Origin of the sequence: Pseudoduganella umbonata (assembly GCF_014192225.1) — a bacterium.
GTDB classification, from domain to species: Bacteria; Pseudomonadota; Gammaproteobacteria; order Burkholderiales; family Burkholderiaceae_D; genus Rugamonas; species Rugamonas umbonata.
Genome location: NZ_JACHXS010000014.1, coordinates 197,052 through 217,569 on the forward strand (window position 1 = coordinate 197,052; position 20,518 = coordinate 217,569).

Consider the following 20,518-nt stretch of genomic DNA (forward strand, 5'->3'; position numbering starts at 1 on the left):
ACAATCCGTACGGCAATATTTGCTTGCCATCAAACCGCTTACCGGTGCATAGTTTAACCCAGGAGCAGGCTCCGACGTAAGCATTGGAAAGAAGCAGGGAGCATTTCCCGCCATCATGAGCATCTATCGACTCGAAGCGGGCACCGCCCAGCATGTGGGCAACCGCCCCCGCCAGCACGACCGCGCCGCCCTGTTTACCGCCACGCAGGCACCTGGCTACGTTCTGGCGGTCGTCGGCGATGGCGGCGCAACGAATGCGATCGGCGCCGAACAGCTGCTGCATACCAGTAAACAACTGCTCGATGAATTCCGGCCCGGCGACGCGCCCAGCGTTGAACGGGTCGGCAGGCTATTGCGTGCCATCGCGCAGGAAACGCACGACGTGCTGCTGATGAATCCCCTGCCCGACGCCGCCGGCGCCCTGTCGACGATGGCGCTGCTGGTGCTGACGCCGGACCGCCAGGCAATCTGGGCCACGGTGGGCGACACCCGGCTGTATCGTTTCGCCAACGGTGCCCCGGCCGGCAAGACGGACGACGCCGACTACATCGACCATCTCGTCACCGCCGACAAGCTTCCCCTCGAGGCCGCCCGCCGGCACCGCGCATCGCGGCTGCTGAACAATGCGCTCGGCAACCGGCTGAAGGCACCGTTCGTCTCTGTCGGCTGCCACGAAGACCTGCAGCCGGGCGACGGCTTCCTGCTTTGCACGGACGGCCTGTGGTCGTGGTTTGCCGATGGGGAACTGGCCGCCGCCGTATCGCGCCGCACGCCGCGCCAGGCCGCCGAGCTGCTGATCGACAAAGCCAGGGAGCGTGCGCAGGGGAATGGCGACAATTGCACGATGGCGATCCTGCGGCTGGTATCGCCAGTTGAAGGACCGTCCGCCTGAAGAGTCGACCGCCTAAGGATCGACCGCCGGTGCGGCGTCAGCCCGGCAGCACCAGCCGCGCTTCCAGCCCGCCGCCTGCCCGGTTGCGCAACACGATCTCCGCCCCCAGCGTGCCCGCCAGTTGCCGCACGATCGACAGTCCCAGTCCCGTGCCGCCGGTATCCCGGTTGCGCGACGTTTCCAGTCGCACGAACGGCTCGAACACTGCCGCCAGCTGGTCGTCCGGAATCCCCGGTCCGCGATCGAGCACGGCGACCGTGACACGGCCCTCGGGTTCCCGGCCAACCTCCACTTCCGCCGCGCCGCCGAACTTGACGGCGTTGTCGACAAGGTTGCCCAGGATGCGCTTCAAGGCCTGCGGCTTCGTGACCAGCGGCGCGCCGACCGTGCCGCGCAGGGTGACTTCCTGCCCGGCATCGACATGGTCGCAGACCAGGCTGTCGATCAGCGCATCCGGGTCGATCCGGCGCGCTTCTTCCTGCGTGCCGTGCAGCGTCTTCGCATACGCGATGCCTTCCTTCACCAGCGTTTCCAGTTCGCGCAGGTCCTGCCGCAGCCGGTCCTGGTCGGCACTGTCGTCCATCATGTCCACCCGCATCCGCATGCGCGTGATCGGCGTCTGCAGATCGTGCGAGATGGCAGCGAGGATGCGGATCCGCTCCGCCACGTACAGCGCGATGCGCTCCTGCATCGCGTTGAACGCCCGCGCCGCACGCGCTACCTCCGACGGCCCCTCTTCCAGCAGCCTTGGCGCCTGCAGCTCCGGCCCCAGGCCGTCCGCGGCCTGTGCCAGCTGGTGCAGCGGGCGGGTGGCCTGGCGCACCGCGAACCAGCAGCACAGCGCCAGCACGACCAGTTGCACCGCCAGCAGCGCCGGCAGCCAGCCGGACAGCGGCGCGCCGTACATCGGGTGCATGTCGATCGTCAACGGCGCGCCATCGGAAAGCTTCAGGTGCACCTGGAACCGCTCGGCATCGCCGGGCACCGCGTTGACCGTCAGCGGGTAGTGCTTGCCGATGCCGTCCGTGATCGCCGTTGCAAAGCGTTGCGACAATTCCGCGTCCGGCGTGACGCCCGCAATGCCGGGCCCGAGGACGAACCGGTAGCTGCGCCGTGCCAGCTGCGGCAGCCAGCGCTCCCGTTCGGCCGCCGGCAGGTGGTCGAGCAGCGCGACCGAGGTGACCACTTCGCGCTCCACGTAGCCGGTCATGATGTCGAGCGTGGTACGGTCGCGCTCCATCACCGTCAGCCAGGTCGACAGGCCCTGCGCCGCGGCCAGGCCCAGGCACAGGATCAGCGTGATGCGGGCAAACAGGCTGCCGGGCACGAACCGGTGCACGAGGGCCGTCACGGCGGATCCGCCAGCAGCGTCACGGCGGACGAGAACACATAGCCCTCGTTGCGCAGCGTCTTGATGTAGCGGGGCTCGCGCGCCCCGTCGCCCAGGCGCTGGCGCAGGCGGCTCACCAGCAGGTCGATCGAGCGGTCGTAGATGTCCGCATTCTTGCCCTGCGTGAGGTTCATCAGCTGGTCGCGGTTCAGCACGCGCTGCGGATGGTCGAGGAACACCCGCAGCAGCCGGTATTCGGCACCGGACAGCGCCACCATCGTGCCCTGTTCATCGAGCAGGTGGCGATGCGTGGTATCGAGCTTCCATTCGCCGAAGCCCAGCATCTGCACGCTTTCCGTCACCTGGATGTTCGGCGGCAGCATGCGCGTGCGGCGCAGCACGGCGCGGATCCGGGCCAGCAGCTCGCGCACGCCGAACGGCTTTGCAAGATAGTCGTCCGCGCCCATTTCCAGGCCGATGATGCGGTCCACCTCGTCGCCGCGCGCGGTCAGCATCAGCACGGGCACGTTGCGGTGCTTGCCGGAGCGCAGCTCGCGGCACAGCGCCAGGCCATCCTCGCCGGGCAGCATCAGGTCGAGCACGATCAGGTCCGGCGTGGCCGCCTCCAGCGCCGCGCGCATCTGGCGGCCGTTCGCCGCCGACGATGTGCGCATGCCCTCTTTTTCCAGGTAGGTAGCCAGCAGTTCGCGGATACCGCGGTCGTCGTCGACGATCAGGACGTGGTCGGAATCGGTAAGGGTCTTGTTCATCGCGTCATCTTAGCGCACGGCGTTTCGCTTGTATTGCCACCAAAGGACAGGGTCCCGGGTAGCGCATCTCGGCCGCAATGCCGGCGCCGGCGAACAGCAGTACCGCCACCAGGCGTCTCAATGTCTTGAATGCGCTCATTTGCTTCTCCGTTCGCAGTGTCAGTGGCGACTTTATAGCCGATCGCCGGCCGGCTTTTGTATGCCAATGTATCCGGCCCGCCAGCGGACATACGCGGTTTCACTTCTCCCCGTGGCGCGACACACCGGCGATACGTGGCGGCGGTCCAATGGACATATCGCCACTCACGGAAGTCCACCATGAACCACCTGCTCGAAGCACCGCTGGCATTGGCCGCCGGCGTCTTCACCGTCGCCTCGCCCTGCATCCTGCCGGTGCTGCCGATCCTGTTCGGCAGCGCGGCCGGGGCATCGGGGCGCGGCCGCCCCTTCATGACGATGGCCGGCTTCATCGTCACCTTCACCGCTTTCGGCCTGCTGCTGGGCGCCGCGTCGAGCGCCGTGCACGTGGCGCAGGAAACGCTGCGCAACGCGTCACTGCTGCTGCTCGGCGCCTTCGGCCTGCTGCGCATCTGGAGCAAGCCCTACGACTGGCTGATGGCGAAGCTGCCGTCGTTCCCCGTGCCTGCCGGCGGCGGCTTCCTGCTCGGCGCTTCGCTGGGCGCGGTCTGGACGCCATGCGCCGGCCCCGTGCTGGCATCGATCCTGGTGCTGGTCGCCGGCGCGCAGGATGTGGCGCGCTCGGCCTGGCTGCTGTTCCTGTATGCGGTAGGCGCCGCCGTGCCGATGCTGGCGATCCTGCTGGGCGGCCAGGCGGTCACGCAACGGGTGCGCATGCTGGCCCGCCACAGCGCGCGGCTGCAACAGGTGTTCGGCGTGCTGATCGCGCTTACCGCGCTGGCGATGTACCTGCAATACGACGTGCTGATCTATGCAAAGGCCGCCGACTTCTTCCCTGATCTCTTCTAAGCCGAAAGGACTCCGATATGCGTACCATCGCCACCATCGTCACCCTCGCCGCCGCGCTGGCCGGCACCAGCGCCGCTGCTGCTTCCGCTGCTGCTCCCGCTACTGCCTCCATTGCCGCTCCCGCAACCGCCCTGGCGCCCGACTTCACCGGCATCGACCAGTGGCACAACAGCGCGCCGCTGACGATGCAGCAGCTGCGCGGCAAGGTCGTGCTGGTCGATTTCTGGACCTACACCTGCATCAACTGCATCCGCACGCTGCCGCACGTCACCGAATGGCACCGCAAGTACAAGGACCAGGGGCTGGTCGTGGTCGGCGTCCACACGCCCGAGTTCCCGTTCGAACGCAGCGCCAGCAATGTGAAAAAGGCGATCGGCCGCTTCGACATCGCGTACCCGGTCGCGCAGGACAACCGCTACGCCACCTGGAATGCCTACAGCAACCAGTACTGGCCGGCCGTGTACCTGATCGACAAGAAGGGAAAAGTGGTCTACACGCACTTCGGCGAAGGTGCCTACGACAAGACCGAAGCCACGATCCGCACCCTGCTGGCCCAGAAGCCCTGACCGCTGCAAGGGCGGCCGCGAAAGCGGCCGCGCGGCAACATCGGCGTCACGCTGACACTGCTGTAAATCACTGTTGTAAAAACTCGGGGACAGTCCCCGAATTTTTACAACACTGCGTTCGTTCAGAGTTAAGCGGGCTGGTCATGGCGACGGCGTGACGCGAGATCGCAACGAAGACCGTGGTGGAAGTGTTGTAATTTCTTGGGGACTGTCCCCGTTTTTTCGCAACACCAGGCAGAAAAAAAACCGGCATCCCTGCCGGCTTTTTCGTGTTGCAACTGGGACCTTACTTGCCCTGCGCCTTCTGCCTGGCCCGTTCCGCCTCGGCTGCCTGTTTCGCGGCTTCGTCGGCTTCGCGCTTGGCGCGCTTGGCCTGGCGTTCGGCCTGCTTTTCGGCCACCCGTTTCTGGCGCTCGGCGGCGTCGGTTTGTTTCTGCTGGAACTCCTCGACCTTGCGGGCGCGTTCGCCTGCTTCGGCCGCTTCCTGCGCGGCGCGCTGCTGCTCGCGGGCGGCGTGCTCGGCCTGCCGCTGGGCCGGCAGCTTGCCGGTCGGCTGGGGGCGCGGCTTGTCGGCGGGATCCACGGTCGGCGCGGGTGGATTGGCGGCGCGCGACACTTCCTCGGCGGCGTCGCGCTGGTTGCGGTCCTGCAGCTCGCGGTCGCGCAGGTCGACGGCATTCTTGCGCTTGAAGTAATTCGCGTCGATCTCGCGCGTGCGCAGTTCGGCCAGCCGCGCGCGCCGTTCCTCCTTGGCCTCGTCCAGGCAGTTATTGACGAAGAACTTCGAGTAGCAGACCTGCTCGCGCTCGGCGTATGCGTTTTCCGCCGCGGCGCGCTCCTTCGCCACCTGCGCCAATATCGTGTCGGCCTGTTCCACCGACTGTACCGGCGCAGGCGCATCGGCCTGGGCCAGCGCGCCGCCCGCCAGCAGCAGGCCGCCGATCAACATCACAGCTTTCAAGTGCAATTCCATCTTTTGATTCCGTAGTTTTTGCGCCGCCGGCTTCACACGTAAGTTTCGCACCGCGGGTTTCACACCGCGGACGGCGCCGCAGGTCAGGTCAGTGCCGAGGCCCCGCCGCGCTGCGCCTTCTCCATGTACTCGCGCGACTGCATCTCGACGATGCGCGACACGGTACGGTGGAACTCGTTGGCCAGCATGCCCGACGTGTACAGCTCTTCCGGTTCCACTTCGGCGGACATGACCAGCTTCACGCCCTGGTCGTAGAACACGTCGATCAGCCAGGTGAAGCGGCGCGCCTCGGACGACTGGCCGGCCGACATCATCGGCACACCGGACAATATCACGGTATGGAACCGGCTGGCGATCTCCAGGTAGTCGTTCTGCGAGCGCGGCCCGCCGCACAAGGTATGGAAATCGAACCAGATCACGGTACCGGCGCGGCGCAGCGCGCGCAGCTCGCGGCCTTCGATCGTCACGCGAGGATCCTCTTCCTGCGTGTCGGCCAGCTTGACGAAGGCATCGCGCAGCTGGTGGTCGGTCGTGGCATTGAGCGGCGTGTAATAGGCGTCGACCTGCTCGAGCGCGCGGCCCCGGTAATCGACGCCCGCATCCACGTTCAGCACATCCATCTTTTCCTTCAAGAGCGCGATGGTGGGCAGGATGCGGTCGCGATGCAGGCCGTCGGGATACAGCGTCGACGGCTCGTAGTTCGACGTCATGATGAACGACACGCCATTGTCGTACAGCGCCTTCATCAGGTTGTACAGGATCATCGCATCGGCCACGTCCGACACGTGGAATTCGTCGAAGCAGATCAGCCGGTATTTTTTCGCTATCCGTTTCGCCACCTCGTCGAGCGGGTCGGCGATGCCCATCAGCTCATCGAGCTGGATGTGCACGGCGCGCATGAATTCATGGAAGTGCAGGCGCGTCTTGCGCACCACCGGCACCACCGAATAGAACGAATCCATCAGGAACGACTTGCCGCGCCCGACGCCGCCCCACATGTACACGCCGCGCGGTACGTCGGGCCGGTTGATCAGGCGCTTGAAGCTGTTCGAACGCTGGGCCTTGTAGTCCACCCATTCGTCGTAGCATTGCTGCAGCCGTTCCACGGCGCGGCGCTGGGCCTCGTCGGGCTTGAAGTTGCGCTGTTCCAGCGCATGCTGGTAAAACTCGAGGACGTTCATGACGGATTCGGTTCGTACAAAAACACCGGGCCGGCGCAATAGCGCCGGCCCAGGTTGAGCTCAAGCTGAGCTATACGTTGACGCTTAGAAGTTCAGCGTGCGCTTGTCGACGGCCAGTGCCGCTTCCTTGGTCGCTTCCGACAGCGACGGGTGCGCGTGGCAGATGCGGGCGATGTCCTCGGCCGAAGCCTTGAACTCCATCGCCACCACGGCTTCGGAGATCAGCTCGGAAGCCATCGGGCCCACGATGTGCACGCCCAGGATCTCGTCGGTGGTGGCATCGGCCAGGAACTTCACCATGCCCGACGTATCGCCCAGCGCGCGCGCGCGGCCGTTGGCCAGGAACGGGAACGTACCAGCCTTGTACGCGGTGCCGGCGGCCTTCAGCTGCTGCTCGGTCTTGCCGACCCAGGCGATTTCCGGCGAGGTGTAGATCACCCATGGAATCGTGTCGAAGTTGGTGTGGCCATGCTGGCCGGCGATACGCTCGGCCACGGCAACGCCTTCTTCTTCCGCCTTGTGCGCCAGCATCGGGCCGCGCACCACGTCGCCGATCGCCCATACGTTCGGCAGGTTGGTCTTGCACTCGTCGTCCACGGCGATGAAGCCCCGTTCGTCCAGCGCCAGGCCGGCCTTGTCGGCAGCCAGGCCGTTCGTGTTCGGCGTACGGCCGATCGACACGATCAGCTTGTCGAACACGGTTTCCTGGGCGGCGCCCGACGCGTCCGCATACTTCACGGTCACGTTGTTGTCGCCGGCGGTCACGGATTCCACCTTCACGCCCAGGCTGATCTTCAGGCCCTGCTTGGTGAACATCTTGTGCGCTTCCTTGGCGATCTGCTCATCCACAGCGCCCAGGAAGGTCGGCAGGCCTTCCAGCACGGTCACGTCGGAACCCAGGCGGCGCCACACGGAACCCATCTCCAGGCCGATCACGCCGGCGCCGATCACGCCCAGCTTGGCCGGCACGCCTTCGATGGCCAGCGCGCCCGTGTTCGACAGGATCAGCTTTTCATCGAACGGTGCGCCCGGCAGTGCGCGCGCGTTGGAACCGGTCGCCACGATCACCTGCTTGGCATTGATCGTTTCGGTGGTCGGGCCGGAGATCTCGATCGGGTAGCCTTCGGCACCGGCTGCGCCGCCGAATGCGCCGCGGCCGTGGAAGAAGGTGACCTTGTTTTTCTTGAACAGGTACAGGATGCCGTCGTTGTTCTGCTTCACGACGTTGTTCTTACGCTTGAGCATCTGGCCCAGGTTCAGCGCCAGGCCGGACACTTCGATGCCGTGTTCCTTGAAGGCGTGGCCGGCGTGCTCGAAGTGCTCGGACGATTGCAGCAGCGCCTTCGACGGGATGCAGCCGACGTTGGTGCAGGTGCCGCCCGGGGCCGGGCCGCCTTTTTCGTTGGCCCATTCATCGATACATACCACGGAAAAGCCCAGCTGCGCCGCGCGGATTGCCGCGATATAGCCGCCGGGGCCGGCGCCGATCACCACTACGTCGAATTGTTTGTTGCTCATGTGTTATTTCCTAATGATGTCGTCTCCCGGCAGAGCTGCCTCTTCCGGGACGAATATCCACAACAGAATGTAAATCACCAGCCCGAAGCCGAACGAGATCGTAAACAGCACGAAGACGAGGCGCCAGATCCATGCATCGACACCGGAAGCGCGCCCCAGTCCGCCGCAAACGCCGCCCAGCCAGCGGTCGGCGCGCGAACGGCGCAGCTGCGAGAACTCGCTCGCCAGGTCGCCGTTGCCGGCGCCGGCCGCCTGGCCGGGTACGCCGTTCAGCAGGCGCTCCTTGGCGCGGGCGAATTCCGCGTCGGTCAATGCGCCGGCCTGGTGGAGTTCGTGCAGGCGGCGGATTTCGTCGGAGATGGTCATTGGATGCCTCTCGCTCAAGTGCCGGAGTGCTTTGAGAGCACTTGCGCCGGCGGGAAAAACCAGTGTCCGACACCCAAGGGTGTCCGACACCACGTCTTCACACGCCGGTGGTGTACCGGCACGCGGTGATTTACCTACGCTTCGATTACAGGTCCAGCAGCAGGCGCGCCGGATCTTCCAGCGCTTCCTTCATCGCCACCAGGCCCAGCACGGCTTCGCGGCCGTCGATGATGCGGTGGTCGTACGACATCGCCAGGTAGTTCATCGGGCGGATGACGATCTGGCCGTCTTCGACCACGGCACGGTCCTTGGTCGCGTGCACGCCCAGGATCGCCGACTGCGGCGGGTTGATGATCGGGGTCGACAGCATGGAGCCGAAGGTGCCGCCGTTCGAGATCGAGAACGTGCCGCCGGTCAGGTCGTCCAGCGTCAGCTTGCCTTCCTTGGCCTTGGCGCCGAATTCGCCGATCTTCTTCTCGATCTCGGCGATCGTCATCTGGTCGGCGTTGCGCAGGATCGGCACCACCAGGCCGCGCGGCGAACCGACGGCGATACCGATGTCGAAGTAGCCGTGGTAGACGATGTCGTTACCGTCGACCGAGGCGTTGATGATCGGGTACTTCTTCAGCGCGGCAACGGCGGCCTTGACGAAGAACGACATGAAGCCCAGCTTCACGCCGTGCTCTTTCTCGAACTTGTCCTTGTACTTGTTGCGCAGGTCCATCACCGGCTTCATGTTCACCTCGTTGAAGGTGGTCAGGATGGCGTTGGTGGATTGCGATTCGACCAGGCGCTCGGCGATACGGGCGCGCAGGCGGCTCATCGGCACGCGCTCTTCCGGACGGTCGCCCAGGTTCAGCGAGGTCGGGGCGGCAACCTTCTGCAGGGCCGGCTTGGCGGCGGCAGGTGCCGGTGCCGGTGCAGCGGCCGGCTTGGCCGATGCGGCCAGGGCGTCGCCCTTGGTCACGCGGCCATCCTTGCCGGAGCCGGACACGTCGGTCGCGGACAGGCCTTTTTCGGACAGGATCTTGGCGGCGGCCGGCATGGCCACGTCGCCTTTCGCGCCACCGGTGGCTGCAGCGGCGGCCGGTGCCGGCGTCGGTGCTGCTTCGGCGGCGACCGGTGCGGCGGTGACAGGGATCGGCGAGACTTTGGCGGTGGCTTCGGTGTCGATGATGGCGATCACTTGGTCGGCAACCACGGTGGCGCCGTCGTTCTGAATGATCTGCACGATCACGCCGGCGCTGGGTGCCGGCAGTTCCAGGACCACTTTGTCGGTTTCGATATCGATCAGGTTCTCATCGCGTGCGACGGTGTCGCCAACCCGCTTGTGCCAGGCCAGCAGGGTCGCTTCGGCGACGGATTCCGACAGTTGAGGAACTTTGACTTCGATTTGTGCCATGTTGTTGTTACTCCGTGAATTCGATAGATGCGTTGCTGCCGCGCGGCCCGTCGAAGGGCCGCGCGGCGTACTGTGCTTACTTGGTCAGGATGAAGCCCTTCAGCTTCGAGAACGCCGTCTCCAGCAGCTCTTTCTGCTGGGCGTAGTGCTTGTCGTAGTAGCCGACAGCCGGCGATGCGGAGGCCGGGCGGCCGGCATACGCCAGGCGCTGGCCCGCATCCATCGACTCGAAGATGTTGTGCTGGATCTGGAACCATGGACCCTGGTTCTGCGGCTCGTCCTGCGCCCACACCACTTCGGTCAGTGCCGGGAACTTCTTCAGTTCGGCGGCGAACGCCTTGTGCGGGAACGGGTACAGCTGTTCGACACGGATGATGGCCGTGTCGAGCTGGCCGCGGGTCTTGCGGGCGTTGGCCAGGTCGTAATACACCTTGCCGGAGCAGGCGATCACGCGCTTGACCTTCTTCGCATCGATCTTGTCATCGGTCTCGCCGATCACGGTCTGGAACGCGCCCTTGGCCAGCTCGGACAGCGGCGAACCGGCATCCTTGTTGCGCAGCAGCGATTTCGGCGTCATCACGACCAGCGGCTTGCGGAACTGGCGCACCATCTGGCGGCGCAGCAGGTGGAAGATCTGCGCTGCGGTGGTCGGCTGCACCACCTGCATGTTGTTCTCCGCGCACAGCTGCAGGAAACGTTCCGGGCGGGCGGAGGAGTGCTCCGGACCCTGGCCTTCGTAGCCGTGCGGCAGCAGCATCACCAGGCCGGAAGCGCGGCCCCACTTCACTTCGCCGGAGCTGATGAACTGGTCGATCACGACCTGGGCACCGTTGACGAAGTCGCCGAACTGGGCTTCCCAGATCGTCAGCGTGTTCGGCTCGGCGGTCGAGTAGCCGTATTCGAAGCCCAGTACCGCTTCTTCCGACAGCACGGAGTCGATCACGGTGAACGGTGCCTGGTTCTCGGAGATGTTCTGCAGCGGCACGTAGGTGCCGGCATCCCAGCGTTCGCGGTTCTGGTCGTGCAGCACGGCGTGGCGGTGCGTGAACGTGCCACGGCCGGCATCCTGGCCGGTCAGGCGCACGGCGTAGCCGGACGAGACCAGCGAAGCGTAGGCCAGGTGTTCGCCCATGCCCCAGTCCAGGTTCTGCTCGCCCTTGCCCATGTTGGCGCGGTCGGCCAGCACTTTTTCAACCAGCGAGTGCACCTTGAAGCCTTCCGGCACGGTGGTGATGCGGCCGGCCAGGCGCTTCAGTTCCGTCAGCGGCACGGCGGTGTCGGCCGCATCGGTCCACTTGCGGTTCAGGAACGGCAGCCAGTCGACGGCGAACTTGTTCTTGAAGTTCGAGATGACCGGGTCGACGGTGTGCTTGCCGGCGTCCATCGCGGCGCGGTAAGCAGCCACCATCTGGTCGCCGCCGTCGGCCGGGATCACGCCCTGGGCCGACAGCTTGTCGGCGTACAGGCGGCGGGTGCCCGGGTGTTGCGCGATCTTCTTGTACATCAGCGGCTGCGTCAGCGCCGGGGTGTCCTGCTCGTTGTGACCCAGCTTGCGGAAGCAGATGATGTCGACCACGATGTCCTTCTGGAACTGCGCGCGGTAGTCCAGTGCGATCTGCGAAGCCAGCACCACCGCTTCGGGATCGTCGGCATTCACGTGCAGCACCGGTGCTTCGATCATCTTCACGACGTCGGAGCAGTAGATCGTCGAACGCGCATCGCGCGGGTCCGAGGTGGTGAAGCCGATCTGGTTGTTGATCACGATGTGCACCGTGCCGCCCGTGCCGTAGCCGCGGGTCTGCGCCAGGTTCAGCGTTTCCATCACCACGCCCTGGCCGGCGAATGCGGCATCGCCGTGCACCAGGATCGGCAGCACTTGCGCGCCCTGCGTATCGCCGCGGCGGTCCATGCGCGCCTTGACGGAACCTTCGACGACCGGGTTGACGATTTCCAGGTGCGACGGGTTGAACGCCAGCGACAGGTGGACCGGGCCACCGGCGGTGGAGATGTCGGACGAGAAGCCCTGGTGGTATTTCACGTCGCCGGCCGGCAGGTCGTCGCCATGCTTGCCTTCGAATTCTTCGAACAGGTCCTTCGGTGCCTTGCCCAGGGTGTTGACCAGCACGTTCAGGCGGCCGCGGTGGGCCATGCCGATGACGATTTCCTGCACGCCCTTTTCGCCGGCGCGCTGGATGATTTCATCCATCGAGGCGATGAACGTTTCGCCGCCTTCCAGCGAGAAGCGCTTCTGGCCCACGTATTTGGTGTGCAGGTAGCGCTCGAGGCCTTCGGCGGCCGTCAGGCGTTCCAGGATGTGCTTTTTCTTTTCGGCCGTGAAGTTCGGCGTGGAGCGGATCGATTCCAGGCGTTCCTGCAGCCAGCGCTTTTCGGCGGGGTCGGAAATGTACATGAACTCCGCGCCGATCGAACGGGTGTACGTTTCGCGCAGGTAGTTCAGCAGGTCGCGCAGCGATGCGGTTTCCGGGCCAAAGTAGGTGTTGCTGATGTTGAACACGGTGTCCATGTCCGCATCGGTGAAGCCATAGGACGTCGGATCCAGTTCCGGGATCGCCGGGCGCTCCTGGCGCTGCAGCGGGTCCAGGTTGGCCCAGCGAGAGCCCAGGTAACGGTAGGCTGCGATCAGCTGGGTGGCGGCCACGCGCTTGCGGCCCATCTCGGCGTCGGCCGTCGCGGTCACTGTGCGGATCGGGCCAGCCTTGGCACGCTCGGCAAACGAGGCGATGACGGAGGAGTGGTTGACGTCGGGCTTGTTCGATCCATCGACGGCAGGCACGTGCTGCATCGAGTCGAAATAAGCGCGCCAGTTATCGGGCACGGAACCTGGGTTTTCCAGGTACGCTTCGTAGAGTTCCTCTACGTACGGCGCATTCCCACCGAACAGGTAGGAGTTGGACGTCTGTTGCTGCATCATTCTTGCTCACCTTTCTTCGCGCTTCGCGAGTATGGGGCGGGTTATACAAACCTTCCGCGACACGGCCTGACCGGTTAGCGGATCGCACATCAAGTTGTGGGGGAAGGACCTCTTTGGTTGCCCGTAAGACAATTTAATTCCGAGCTTCCAGAAATAGCCACTTAGGATAGCACGCTGCATTGAGATGCAACAACCACCAATGAGTTAATTGGACACTTCTTTCCTCATCGGTCATTCGGCGATGGCATGGCAGATATAAATAAGTAGTAACCCAGTAGTAACCCAGTGGTAACCCGGCAGTAACCCTGCAGTAACCCTGCAGTAACCCTGCATTAACCCGACAGCAACCCGGCAGCAACCCGGGATCGACCTGGCGGCAATCCAGCGGCAATCCATTGGCAAAGCGCTGGACAGCGCTACAGCGACCCTGCTGGACATCCCTTTCTAGATCATTTATTCTACTTTCGACTTCCCAGGACATCCGCCATGAGCACGCCACCGAAACCGACCCCTGCCGAACTGGAAATGCTGCGGCTGCTATACGCGCTGGGCCCGGCCACGGCAAAGCACGTGCATGCGGCCGCTCTCGACGGTCGGCCCGACCTGACCTATGCAAACGTGCTGCGGCTGCTCCAGGTCATGCACGGCAAGGGCCTCGTCACGCGCGACGAAAGCGCCCGTGCGCACGTCTATGCACCGGCCCAGGAGCAGGATCACATGCAGACCCGCCTGCTGAAGGACCTGATCCAGAAAGCGTTCGCCGGCTCCGGCAAGGCCCTGGTGCTGGCGGCGCTTCGCGGTGGTCACGTCTCGGCCCGCGAACGCGCTGAAATCTCCGCACTGCTCGACGAAGAGCGGCTGCAGGATTGAAACTGTCACTCATCCATTGCGGGCAACCGCGCGTCACATATTTGTGATTTCATCCACACTTTAGCCGTAGTGCATAGATGGCGGGGCGCTTGCGCCCCGTTATCTATTCGCACGTACCAAGGATGGTGGCCGCAACCCTGCAAGAGACCCTGGCAGCCAGCCTGACGGCGGCATTACAGCGAACATAACAACAGGATTTGGGGAGCAGACATGATGGAGAGCGCGGCAGCGCTGGTCGGCAATTTGCCGCTGCGCGATGTGATGGACTTGCTCGCCGGAACCTTTTATGTCCTGGACGAGTCCGGCCACTTCGTCTTGTGGAACCGGCAGCTGGAGCAGGTCACCGGCCTGTCGCCGGAGCGCCTGCGTACGGTCCACATGCTGGAACTGTTCGATCCCGACATGCGCGCGCGTGTCGCCAAGGCATTCTGCACCGTATTCCAGAGCAACGAGCGGGTGCAGATCGAAGCACGCGTGCGCAACGCCACGGGCGGTACCACGCCCTTCCTGTTCGTCGGTTCCCGGCTGTCGATCGTCGGCGATGGCAGCTACATGTGCGGCATGGGCGTCGACCTGACGCGGCATTATCGCCAGCGCGACAAGCTCGAGCTGTTCGAACGTGCGCTGATGGCAGCCAGCAACGGCATCGTCATTACGCGCCATGAAGGCCGCGACAACCCGATCGAATACGTCAACCCGGCGTTCGAACGCATCAGCGGCTATGCGGCCGTGGAATCGATCAATCACGATTCCCGCTTCATGGCGGCCCGCGGCATGGACGACGACCAGCGCACCTATCTCGCCAATGCGATCGCGGAGCACCGTGCCGCCACCGTGGTCTTCCGCAACCAGCGCAAGAACGGCGAGCTGTTCTGGAATCACCTGACGGTCACACCGGTGCGCGACCAGGCCGGGCACGTGACGCACTTCATCGGCATCATCGAGGACATCACGGCGCTGAAGCAGCGCACGGCGCAGCTCGAACACCTGGTCACGCACGATCCGCTGACGGGCCTGGCGAACCGACTGCTGCTGCGCGACCGGCTCGAACACGCGGTGCAGGCAGCCCAGCGCGACAACGATAAGGTGGCCGTCATCCTGATGGACTTGAACAAGTTCAAGGAAATCAACGACACCATGGGCCACTCGGCGGGCGACACGGTACTGAAGCACGTCGCGCAGCGCCTGCAATCGGCGCTGCGCGAATCGGACACGGTGGCCCGCCTCGGCGGCGACGAGTTCGTCATGGTGCTGGCGGCGCAGCCGAGCCTGCGCTACACACTGAAGATGATCGAACGCATCCGGCGTGCGATGGCGCCTGAAATGGAGATCGATGGCCGGTGGCTGTCGGTGGGCGCCAGCATGGGCGTGGCGGTGTGGCCGGACGATGGCCGCACGCCGGGCGACCTGCTGCACGCTGCCGACACGGCGATGTATGAAGGCAAGAATGGCGGGCCGGATGCCGTGCACTTCTACTCGCCCGGCATGGCGGATAACTCGGCCGCCCGGCAGCGCATGGAAGCGGCATTGCGCGACGCACTCGAACGGGACGATCTATACCTGCTGTTCCAGCCGCACGTGGCCGTCGATACCGGCAAGATCCTCGGTGTCGAAGCCTTGCTGCGCTGGCGCCATCCCGAGCGGGGCGAGCTGCTGCCGGCCGATTTCCTGCCCGACGCGGAAGAAAGCGGCCTGATCGTGCCGCTCGGCCGGCGCGTGCTGGAAGAAGTCTGCTCGATGCTGCGCCGGCTCGCCGAACTGGGCTTTCCGGACCTGCCGATCTCCGTCAACGCGTCATCGCGCGAATTTTCGCAGCGCGACTACCTGCCCCATATCGCCAAACGCATCGCCCACCATGGCGTGAATCCCGCCAGCCTCACGCTGGAAATGCGCGAGGAACAGTTGATGCACAATCCGGAACAGGCCACGCGGCTGGCCAACGGCCTGCAGGAACTCGGCATCAGCCTCTCGGTGGACGAGTTCGGCGCCGGCATGAACAACCTCTCCTGCCTGCGCCAGCTCCAGGTCAGCCAGCTGAAGATGACGCGCCAGCGCGTGCAGGAAATCGACGCCATGCCCGGCAGCGGCGCGCTGGTCAAGACGATGCTCGACATCGGCAACAACCTGAACATCCGCGTGGTGGCGACCGGCGTCGAAACCCGCGACCAGCACGACTTCCTCGCCGCCAACGGCTGCACCAGCGTGCAGGGCAACTACATCAGCCAGCCGATGACGCGGCCCGCGCTGGAGGAGTGGCTGGCGGCGCACTGACGGCATCCGAAGGGCCGGCGCAATATCCAGCGTTGGTGGCTGACACTATTTCCTGGGCGATCTTCCAGGAAATGGTGTCAGACACCGGTGCTTACCAAACCCGTGGCCATGTATAAATAAACCGGTGTCAAGCCGGCTTGAAAATCAGCTGCACCGCCGCTTTCAGCTTCGGATATACCGCTGGCACCGTCAGCATCGTGCTGCCCACGGCCATCAGCAGCAGCGCCGTAAACGTCTCGCTGGAAATGATTCCCTTGTCGAGCAGGATGTTGGCGAAGATGATCATTACCAGCCCCTTGGTCTGCAGCAGCCAGCCGATCAACGAGGACTCGGTGCGGCTCCATCCCAGCATCTTCCCGGCCGCGTGGGCACCGGCCAGCTTGCCGGCCGTCGACGCCAGCAACAGCACGGCGGCGGCAACGAACACCGCGTAGCCGCCCACCGCCCAGTTGGTGCGCAGGCCGGTACTGAGGAAGTACACGGGCATCAGCGTCAGCAGCAGCACCTGCCGCATCTTGTCCAGCTTCTCTTCGCCAAACCATTCGGCATCCATCACCGCGCCGGCCAGGTACGCGCCGACCATGAAATGCAGGCCCGCCCAATCCGCGGCGAACGAGCAGATGCAAAGCCAGATCAGCGCCACGAACCAGCGGTCCCGCTCGGCCAGCCGCGCCATCAGCCGGCGCAACAGCATCGTGACCGGCACGAACAGCACGATGAAGCCGACCTGCCGCCCCACCCTCTCCCACTCGAGCAGGATCAGTGCCAGTACGCCCCAGATCAGCAGGTCGTCCAGGCTGGCGTAGCGCAGCACGCGCTGGCCCAGCGGCTGGCGCAGGATCTCCAGTTTTTCCATCAGCATGATCAATACCGGCAGCGCCGTCACGGCGCAGGCCATGCCGACACCGGTCACGAACTGCCAGCCGGCCGCCCGCGCGCCCGTCCAGCCGTCGAACGCCAGCATGCAGGCGGCCGCCACGCACCCCAGCGCCAGCGGGGTGCCCAGTGCCAGGCCGGCCGTGATCGAGCTTTCGCGGCGGTGCGCCCACGCCTTCTTCAGGTCCAGCTCGATCCCGGCCAGCATCACGAACAGCATCACGGCCCACCAGGCCAGGCCGTTCAGGCAATTGATCACGGCCGGCGTGAACACGAAGCTGTAATAGTCGGGGAAGGCTTTGCCGAGGATGCCTGGGCCGAGGATGATGCCGGTAACGGTCTGCACGACGACCAGCGGCGCCCAGTAATCGGTATCGCCCAGGCGCCACACCAGGTAGGGGATGCCGACGATGGCCGTCATCGCGATCAGGAACAGTTCGGTGGTACCCATGTGCATCGTGTTTTCCTTGTTGTGTGTCGGCCACGGATGCACGCCGCTGTCCTTCGCCGGCCGATAAAAAATGCGGGTAAAACGATACCAGAATGGCAAGCCGTTGGATACCGCCGGGAAAAAATTCCGATCGCCGGCACCACAGGCGCGGCAAGTTCGCCGACACGTGCGCGACACCGGCCGTGGCGGGTGTACGATTGGCCGTCATCCACTCTTGCCGACCGCCATGCTTGCCGAATCTACTGCCGTCCCACACCTGCTCCTGCGCCATGTGGTGCTGTTCGCATTCAAGAACGATGCCCCTGCGGACGCCGTGGACGCCGTCGTGGCCGGTTTCGCGAAACTGCCGGACGCCATCCCCGGCATCGTCGGCTATGAAACGGGCACCAACGTCAGCCCGGAAGGCCTGAACGACGGCTATACGCACTGCTTCATGCTCACGTTCAGCAGCGCCGAAGCGCGGGACGACTACCTGAACCACCCGGCCCACGTGCGCTTCGTGAAAACGCTCGCCAGTTGCCTGGAGCGCTCGCTCGTCATCGATTACTGGGCGCAGCAGCGGCCGGGGCCGGAAGAGGAACAGGCAAGGATACTGGCCAGCGTTTCGTAAGTCTGCCCCGCGATGGAGAGCTCACTGGCTACGCCGTGCCAGAGATGCCAGCCGCCCCATCGTACCCGGGATGCCGGCCAGCACAAGAGACGAACTGGCCGGTCCGCCTGTCTGTTATTGCAGCGTAATGGCGATATTGAACAGTGACGGACGCTTGTTGATACTGAAAACCCACGCTGCAAACGGCTTGCCTGCCAGGCCGATCCGGTACATGACGGTGGACTGCGTCGTCGTGTCGCCGACTGCTTCGGTTTGCACCGTGAACCCGGTGGAAGGGGGAGGCAACCAATCCTTCAGCTGCTTTCCCGTCGCCTCGGGGTTATCGCTCTTCGCGAACACGGTGCACATTCGCCTGCCCTTTTCCACCACGAGAGCGATATCGCGCGCGACATAAGCGTCGCCCTGTCCGCCGGCACGCATCAGGCGCGCTTTCTGCTCCGGCGACGCGACCTTGAATCCACGCTGAAGCGCTGCATTCGCAACGACGTCGGGATTCCCCTTGGCGCTCATACAGAGACTGATGAATGCCTCGACCGGCACCTCCGGCGCCCCGGCGGCCGCTGTGTTCACCACGGCGAGCACTGCGGGTACCACCATTGTCCAGGCGTATTTCATCGACCATCCATTTTTTATGCTCACTTTTATGCTCACATGCAATTATGCGTGGCCAAATACAATCCTATAGGTAAAAAAAATGCGGACCCGCAGGTCCGCCTTTCGATGACACTACTCCGTCAATGGATTACTTGCGTTCCTTCAGCGGCGGCACGTCGCGCAGCGCGGAGCCGACGAACAGCTGGCGCGGGCGGCCGATCTTCTGTTCCGGGTCGGCGATCATCTCGTTCCACTGGGCGATCCAGCCGATGGTACGGGCCATCGCGAAGATACCGGTGAACATCGAGACCGGGATGCCCAGTGCCGATTGCACGATGCCCGAGTAGAAGTCGACGTTCGGGTACAGCTTGCGGGACACGAAGTATTCGTCTTCCAGCGCGATCTTTTCCAGTTCCATCGCCAGCTTGAACAGCGGGTCGTCCTGCAGGCCCAGTTCTTCCAGCACTTCGTGGCAGGTTTCGCGCATCAGCTTGGCACGCGGGTCGAAGTTCTTGTACACGCGGTGACCAAAGCCCATCAGCTTGACGCCCGAGTTCTTGTCCTTGACCTTCTCGATGAAGGCCGGGATGTTCTCGACCGAACCGATTTCCTTCAGCATGTTCAGTGCCGCTTCGTTGGCGCCGCCGTGTGCCGGGCCCCACAGGCAGGCGATGCCCGCTGCGATACAGGCGAACGGGTTGGCACCCGACGAACCGGCCAGGCGCACGGTCGACGTGGAAGCGTTCTGCTCGTGGTCGGCGTGCAGGATCAGGATGCGGTCCAGCGCGCGCACCAGCACGTCGTTCACTTCGTATTCTTCGCACGGGTTACCGAACATCATGCGCATGAAGTTGGCGCTGTACGACAGGTCGTTGCGCGGGTACATGAACGGCTGGCCGATCGAGTACTTGTACGCCATCGCGACCAGCGTCGGCATCTTCGCGATCAGGCGGATTGCCGAGATTTCGCGCTGCTTGGCATCGTTGATGTCCAGCGAGTCGTGGTAGAACGACGCCAGCGCGCCGACGGTACCGACCAGCACCGACATCGGGTGCGCGTCGCGGCGGAAGCCGCGGAAGAAGAACTGCATCTGCTCGTGCACCATCGTGTGCTTCGACACGAGCTTCACGAAGTCGGCCTTCTGCTGTTCGTTCGGCAGTTCGCCGTTCAGCAGCAGGTAGCAGCTTTCCATGAAGTCGGCGTTCACGGCCAGCTGTTCGATCGGGTAGCCGCGGTATTGCAGTTCACCCTTGTCGCCGTCGATGTAGGTGATCGACGAATTGCACGACGCCGTGGACATGAAGCCCGGATCGTAGGTGAACTTGCCCGTGGCGCCGTACAGCTTGCGGATGTCGATGACGTCCGGGCCGACGGTGCCCTTGTAGATCGGGAATTCGACCGGGGCGCTGCCGTCCGAGAACGACAGGGTGGCTTTGTTATCAGAAGTGTTCATGCTCTTCCTTCCTGGATGAGGTGCGGCTATTGTAAAAAAATCAGGCGCGGCGCAGACGACCAAGCAGTGCGTGCACGTGCGGCAGATCGAGCTCGCCTTCCGGCTCGCTGCGCGCCAATACCAGATCCATCAGCGCATTGTCCGACAAGTCGAGAAGCCGCGTCAGCGCGTCCACTTCATCGTCGGTCAATTCCGTTTCGTGCGCATCGAGAAAACGCGTCAGTATCAGATCGTTTTCCAGCAGGCCCCGCCGGGAACGCCAGCGCAGGCGGGCACGGTTGGCGGGGTCTTGCTGATGCGAACGGTTGTTGTCAGTGCTCATTGGCTGTGTGCTTTAAATGGCGCGGCGCACCAGCAGTTCCTTGATCTTGCCGATCGCCCTGTTCGGGTTCAGGCCCTTCGGACAGACGTCCACGCAGTTCATGATCGAGTGGCAGCGGAACAGGCGGTACGGGTCTTCCAGGTTGTCCAGGCGC

General features: G+C 64.3%; 19 protein-coding genes and 1 pseudogene. 6 read left to right on the forward strand and 14 right to left on the reverse strand.

Features of this window, described 5'->3' with window-relative positions; translation table 11 throughout:
- The first annotated feature begins 115 nt into the window (after positions 1–115).
- Positions 116–892: a PP2C family protein-serine/threonine phosphatase gene (locus FHS02_RS28400; RefSeq protein WP_137314029.1), complete on the forward strand. Its 777-nt coding sequence runs from the start codon at positions 116–118 to the stop codon at positions 890–892.
- A 37-nt stretch (positions 893–929) separates the two neighbouring features.
- Here FHS02_RS28400 and FHS02_RS28405 read toward each other — a convergent pair whose 3' ends face one another.
- Genes FHS02_RS28405 through FHS02_RS31885 form a run of 3 tightly spaced genes read right to left on the reverse strand, consistent with a single transcriptional unit; the run spans position 930 to position 3,131 of the window.
- A complete protein-coding gene (locus FHS02_RS28405; protein ID WP_229422661.1) occupies positions 930–2,243 on the reverse strand; it encodes an ATP-binding protein in 1,314 nt (437 codons plus the stop codon).
- Positions 2,240–2,992 carry a response regulator gene (locus FHS02_RS28410; RefSeq protein ID WP_137314030.1) on the reverse strand — a complete coding sequence of 251 codons (753 nt, stop codon included), beginning with the start codon at positions 2,990–2,992 and terminating at the stop codon, positions 2,240–2,242. The genes FHS02_RS28405 and FHS02_RS28410 overlap by 4 nt, the downstream gene beginning before the upstream one ends.
- A gap of 4 nt (positions 2,993–2,996) precedes the next feature.
- Positions 2,997–3,131 carry a hypothetical protein gene (locus tag FHS02_RS31885; protein WP_259772483.1) on the reverse strand — a complete coding sequence of 45 codons (135 nt, stop codon included), beginning with the start codon at positions 3,129–3,131 and terminating at the stop codon, positions 2,997–2,999.
- A gap of 179 nt (positions 3,132–3,310) precedes the next feature.
- Between FHS02_RS31885 and FHS02_RS28415 the strand changes: the two genes are divergently transcribed.
- Both FHS02_RS28415 and FHS02_RS28420 read left to right on the forward strand, forming a co-directional pair.
- A complete protein-coding gene (locus tag FHS02_RS28415) occupies positions 3,311–3,979 on the forward strand; it encodes a cytochrome c biogenesis CcdA family protein (RefSeq protein WP_137314031.1) in 669 nt (222 codons plus the stop codon).
- Positions 3,980–3,996: 17 nt separating this feature from the next.
- On the forward strand, positions 3,997–4,545 hold the full coding sequence (locus tag FHS02_RS28420) for a thioredoxin family protein (protein WP_137314032.1): 549 nt from the start codon (positions 3,997–3,999) through the stop codon (positions 4,543–4,545).
- A 286-nt stretch (positions 4,546–4,831) separates the two neighbouring features.
- On the opposite strand, the gene FHS02_RS28425 is transcribed toward FHS02_RS28420, so the two are convergent.
- The 6 genes from FHS02_RS28425 to FHS02_RS28450 form a co-directional block, all read right to left on the reverse strand.
- The gene (locus FHS02_RS28425; RefSeq protein WP_137314033.1) at positions 4,832–5,506 is read right to left on the reverse strand and encodes a hypothetical protein; all 675 of its coding nucleotides are present in this window, start codon (positions 5,504–5,506) and stop codon (positions 4,832–4,834) included.
- Between the two features lie 95 nt (positions 5,507–5,601).
- Positions 5,602–6,699: a cell division protein ZapE gene (gene zapE / locus FHS02_RS28430; RefSeq protein ID WP_137314034.1), complete on the reverse strand. Its 1,098-nt coding sequence runs from the start codon at positions 6,697–6,699 to the stop codon at positions 5,602–5,604.
- A gap of 84 nt (positions 6,700–6,783) precedes the next feature.
- Complete coding sequence (gene lpdA / locus FHS02_RS28435; RefSeq protein ID WP_137314035.1) at positions 6,784–8,217, reverse strand: dihydrolipoyl dehydrogenase; 1,434 nt, start codon at positions 8,215–8,217, stop codon at positions 6,784–6,786.
- 3 nt (positions 8,218–8,220) lie between these two features.
- Entirely contained in the window at positions 8,221–8,583 is a 363-nt protein-coding gene (locus tag FHS02_RS28440) for a PspC domain-containing protein (protein ID WP_137314036.1), read from the reverse strand.
- A 145-nt stretch (positions 8,584–8,728) separates the two neighbouring features.
- The gene (gene odhB / locus FHS02_RS28445; RefSeq protein ID WP_137314037.1) at positions 8,729–9,985 is read right to left on the reverse strand and encodes a 2-oxoglutarate dehydrogenase complex dihydrolipoyllysine-residue succinyltransferase; all 1,257 of its coding nucleotides are present in this window, start codon (positions 9,983–9,985) and stop codon (positions 8,729–8,731) included.
- 76 nt (positions 9,986–10,061) lie between these two features.
- Positions 10,062–12,917: a 2-oxoglutarate dehydrogenase E1 component gene (locus FHS02_RS28450; protein WP_137314038.1), complete on the reverse strand. Its 2,856-nt coding sequence runs from the start codon at positions 12,915–12,917 to the stop codon at positions 10,062–10,064.
- A gap of 486 nt (positions 12,918–13,403) precedes the next feature.
- Between FHS02_RS28450 and FHS02_RS28455 the strand changes: the two genes are divergently transcribed.
- Both FHS02_RS28455 and FHS02_RS28460 read left to right on the forward strand, forming a co-directional pair.
- The gene (locus tag FHS02_RS28455) at positions 13,404–13,787 is read left to right on the forward strand and encodes a BlaI/MecI/CopY family transcriptional regulator (protein ID WP_137314039.1); all 384 of its coding nucleotides are present in this window, start codon (positions 13,404–13,406) and stop codon (positions 13,785–13,787) included.
- A gap of 210 nt (positions 13,788–13,997) precedes the next feature.
- A complete protein-coding gene (locus FHS02_RS28460) occupies positions 13,998–16,058 on the forward strand; it encodes a putative bifunctional diguanylate cyclase/phosphodiesterase (RefSeq protein ID WP_137314040.1) in 2,061 nt (686 codons plus the stop codon).
- A gap of 127 nt (positions 16,059–16,185) precedes the next feature.
- Here the strand turns inward: FHS02_RS28460 and FHS02_RS28465 are convergent, their stop codons facing one another.
- Positions 16,186–17,391 (reverse strand): cation:proton antiporter, encoded by a 1,206-nt coding sequence (locus tag FHS02_RS28465; protein ID WP_137314041.1) that lies wholly within the window; start codon positions 17,389–17,391, stop codon positions 16,186–16,188.
- 220 nt (positions 17,392–17,611) lie between these two features.
- Between FHS02_RS28465 and FHS02_RS28470 the strand changes: the two genes are divergently transcribed.
- Positions 17,612–17,995 carry a Dabb family protein gene (locus FHS02_RS28470; RefSeq protein WP_137314042.1) on the forward strand — a complete coding sequence of 128 codons (384 nt, stop codon included), beginning with the start codon at positions 17,612–17,614 and terminating at the stop codon, positions 17,993–17,995.
- Positions 17,996–18,109: 114 nt separating this feature from the next.
- On the opposite strand, the gene FHS02_RS28475 is transcribed toward FHS02_RS28470, so the two are convergent.
- The 4 genes and pseudogenes from FHS02_RS28475 to sdhB form a co-directional block, all read right to left on the reverse strand.
- Positions 18,110–18,610: an NMCC_0638 family (lipo)protein gene (locus tag FHS02_RS28475; RefSeq protein WP_137314043.1), complete on the reverse strand. Its 501-nt coding sequence runs from the start codon at positions 18,608–18,610 to the stop codon at positions 18,110–18,112.
- A 127-nt stretch (positions 18,611–18,737) separates the two neighbouring features.
- A complete protein-coding gene (gene gltA / locus FHS02_RS28480) occupies positions 18,738–20,042 on the reverse strand; it encodes a citrate synthase (protein ID WP_137314044.1) in 1,305 nt (434 codons plus the stop codon).
- A gap of 40 nt (positions 20,043–20,082) precedes the next feature.
- Positions 20,083–20,364: an FAD assembly factor SdhE gene (locus tag FHS02_RS28485; RefSeq protein WP_137314045.1), complete on the reverse strand. Its 282-nt coding sequence runs from the start codon at positions 20,362–20,364 to the stop codon at positions 20,083–20,085.
- 12 nt (positions 20,365–20,376) lie between these two features.
- Positions 20,377–20,518, reverse strand: a pseudogene (gene sdhB, locus FHS02_RS28490) (succinate dehydrogenase iron-sulfur subunit); the annotation flags it as partial.

What these genes read in the sequence shown, in the direction of transcription:
- FHS02_RS28460 (WP_137314040.1), top strand. Translation starts at nt 13,998, where the DNA reads ATGATGGAGAGCGCGGCAGCGCTGGTCGGCAATTTGCCGCTGCGCGAT.
- FHS02_RS28455 (WP_137314039.1), top strand. Translation starts at nt 13,404, where the DNA reads ATGAGCACGCCACCGAAACCGACCCCTGCCGAACTGGAAATGCTGCGG.
- FHS02_RS28440 (WP_137314036.1), bottom strand. Translation starts at nt 8,583, where the DNA reads ATGACCATCTCCGACGAAATCCGCCGCCTGCACGAACTCCACCAGGCC.
- odhB (WP_137314037.1), bottom strand. Translation starts at nt 9,985, where the DNA reads ATGGCACAAATCGAAGTCAAAGTTCCTCAACTGTCGGAATCCGTCGCC.
- FHS02_RS28420 (WP_137314032.1), top strand. Translation starts at nt 3,997, where the DNA reads ATGCGTACCATCGCCACCATCGTCACCCTCGCCGCCGCGCTGGCCGGC.
- FHS02_RS28475 (WP_137314043.1), bottom strand. Translation starts at nt 18,610, where the DNA reads ATGAAATACGCCTGGACAATGGTGGTACCCGCAGTGCTCGCCGTGGTG.
- FHS02_RS28415 (WP_137314031.1), top strand. Translation starts at nt 3,311, where the DNA reads ATGAACCACCTGCTCGAAGCACCGCTGGCATTGGCCGCCGGCGTCTTC.
- FHS02_RS28485 (WP_137314045.1), bottom strand. Translation starts at nt 20,364, where the DNA reads ATGAGCACTGACAACAACCGTTCGCATCAGCAAGACCCCGCCAACCGT.
- lpdA (WP_137314035.1), bottom strand. Translation starts at nt 8,217, where the DNA reads ATGAGCAACAAACAATTCGACGTAGTGGTGATCGGCGCCGGCCCCGGC.
- zapE (WP_137314034.1), bottom strand. Translation starts at nt 6,699, where the DNA reads ATGAACGTCCTCGAGTTTTACCAGCATGCGCTGGAACAGCGCAACTTC.
- FHS02_RS28465 (WP_137314041.1), bottom strand. Translation starts at nt 17,391, where the DNA reads ATGCACATGGGTACCACCGAACTGTTCCTGATCGCGATGACGGCCATC.
- FHS02_RS28470 (WP_137314042.1), top strand. Translation starts at nt 17,612, where the DNA reads ATGCTTGCCGAATCTACTGCCGTCCCACACCTGCTCCTGCGCCATGTG.
- FHS02_RS28400 (WP_137314029.1), top strand. Translation starts at nt 116, where the DNA reads ATGAGCATCTATCGACTCGAAGCGGGCACCGCCCAGCATGTGGGCAAC.
- FHS02_RS28410 (WP_137314030.1), bottom strand. Translation starts at nt 2,992, where the DNA reads ATGAACAAGACCCTTACCGATTCCGACCACGTCCTGATCGTCGACGAC.
- gltA (WP_137314044.1), bottom strand. Translation starts at nt 20,042, where the DNA reads ATGAACACTTCTGATAACAAAGCCACCCTGTCGTTCTCGGACGGCAGC.
- FHS02_RS31885 (WP_259772483.1), bottom strand. Translation starts at nt 3,131, where the DNA reads ATGAGCGCATTCAAGACATTGAGACGCCTGGTGGCGGTACTGCTGTTC.
- FHS02_RS28450 (WP_137314038.1), bottom strand. Translation starts at nt 12,917, where the DNA reads ATGATGCAGCAACAGACGTCCAACTCCTACCTGTTCGGTGGGAATGCG.